Source organism: Catenuloplanes japonicus, assembly GCF_000717135.1.
Lineage (GTDB): Bacteria > Actinomycetota > Actinomycetes > Mycobacteriales > Micromonosporaceae > Catenuloplanes > Catenuloplanes japonicus.
In genome coordinates, this window is record NZ_JNXY01000077.1 from 1 (window position 1) to 1,892 (window position 1,892).

At 68.8% G+C, this 1,892-nt stretch carries 2 protein-coding genes; both read left to right on the plus strand.

Annotated features, from left to right (window positions below; genetic code table 11):
* Positions 1-213, plus strand: a 213-nt coding sequence (locus OP04_RS48040) for an OmpA family protein (RefSeq protein ID WP_033346795.1), incomplete at its 5' end; no start/stop codon positions are given.
* A 398-nt stretch (positions 214-611) separates the two neighbouring features.
* On the plus strand, positions 612-1,892 hold a 1,281-nt coding region (locus tag OP04_RS48045; RefSeq protein WP_157241399.1), incomplete at its 3' end, for an NHL repeat-containing protein.

Here is a 1,892-nt window from a genome sequence, read left to right on the forward strand (position 1 = left end):
ACGATCACCGGCTACACGGAGACGGACAGCAAGGGCAAGGCCGCGACCAAGGCCAACAAGCGCCTGGCGCTGAAGCGCGCGAACGCGGTCCGTGACCAGCTGCGCAAGCTCGGTGTGAAGGCCCCGATCTCCACGGTCGGTGCAGGTGGCGTCAACGGGCTGGGCAAGGGCCAGAAGTTCAACCGGCGCGTCGTGATCGTCGTCCGCTACTGACCTTTCGGTGCCAGGGTGAGGCAGCGGGTTACGCCGGTACGGTGCCACCGGTCCGGGGTAGCCCGCCGCCCATCCTCACCAGCAGCAGACATCCCTGCACCGAAGTCCGATACCCGGACCACGACCTTGCCCTTGACGCCGGCCCTGGGGCCGGCAGCTGACGAGCTTCCCGCATCCGGGCGCGACCACGGCCGAACCCAACCCGCCATCCAACGAAGTAGCCGCCGCAGAGCGCCCGATGCCCGTTTCCGGTCAGCCCTCGGAAAACGGCAGCAACCGAGATGGCGCTGCCGTCCCTGCGCTCCACGCGTACCCCCGAGCTTGTCGATTTTGATCTTCCAATCGGTCAAATAACCCTAAGGTGGTCTAGATAGCGAAATAAAGTACATGGGGGATTAATGTTGGCTTATCGGAAGCGGTGCCTCGGCGTCGGCGTGGTGGCGGCCGCGGGGGCGGGAATGATGGCGGCGCTGGGCGCGGTCGCGCCGTCGGCGGCAGAACCGGTGCTGAACCCGGCCTCGCAGTATCAGCTGTCGATTATCGCGGGTAGCAACACCCCCGGGTCCGGCCAGCCTACGGCCGGGGCGGCCCGCCTGTCGGCCATGGACGACCCGACCGACATGGCGTTCGACCCGGCGGGCAACCTCTACGTCGCGGACACCGGGAACTGCGTGATCGAGAAGATCACGCCGACCTTCCAGCTGTCCGTCCTCGCCGGCATCCCCGGCGACTGCCTGCAGCTGCCCCGCAACGGACAGAGTCACGGCCGCCTGGTCAGCCTGGCCTGGCTGAAGGGAAGCCTCTACGTCGGCAGCGCGGACACCGGCTACATCTACCGGGCCGACGTGAACGGGAACCTGACCGCGGTGGTCGGGAACGGGTCCCAGGGGTCGCCGCTGAACAATCAGGTGAACACGCCCACCCAGATGGTGGCGCACGGGAACTACCTCTACTTCGGCGACCAGGACGAGCACGTGGTCTCGCGGGTCGACCCGACGGTCATCTCCCCCACCATCCAGGTGATCGCGGGCGACGGCGGCCCGATCTCGACGACGCCCTCGCCGCTGCAGGACGCGACGATGTTCTCGATCGCCACGCCCAACGGCATCGCGGTCGCGACCGACGGCACGGTCTACGTGTCGGACACCACCGAAGGCCGCCTCCTGAAGATCTCGTCGACCGGGCAGGTGCTGGGCCAGCTGTTCTACCCGTACCCGGTCGGCCTGTCCCTCGACGCGACCGGCAGCACGCTCTACACGGCCTCGTACGCGGGCGTCATCACGGAGGTGAGCACCGACTTCTCCGGCGGCGGCCTGGGCATCGGCGGCGTGATCGCCGGCAAGACCTTCACCGTGGCACCGCTCGCGCGGGCCGATGCCGGTGCCGTCGACCAGGTCGGCGCGCAGGGCGGGTACGACGTGAAGGAGGGCCCCGCGCTCGCCACCGAGGTCGGCCAGCCGGCCGGGGTGGAGGTCGCCGCGAACGGTGACATCTACGCCACGATCAGCTCGCCGAGCATGCTCACGCCGGTGCCGCCGAACCCGGCCGACCCGCCGCGGATCAACCTCAACCTCGCGCTTACGCTCGACGCACCGCTGACCGGTGCGAAGGCGACGGTCAGCGGCGGCGGCCTGCAGCCGGAATCGCCCTACGTGCTGACCATGAACTCCACACCGATC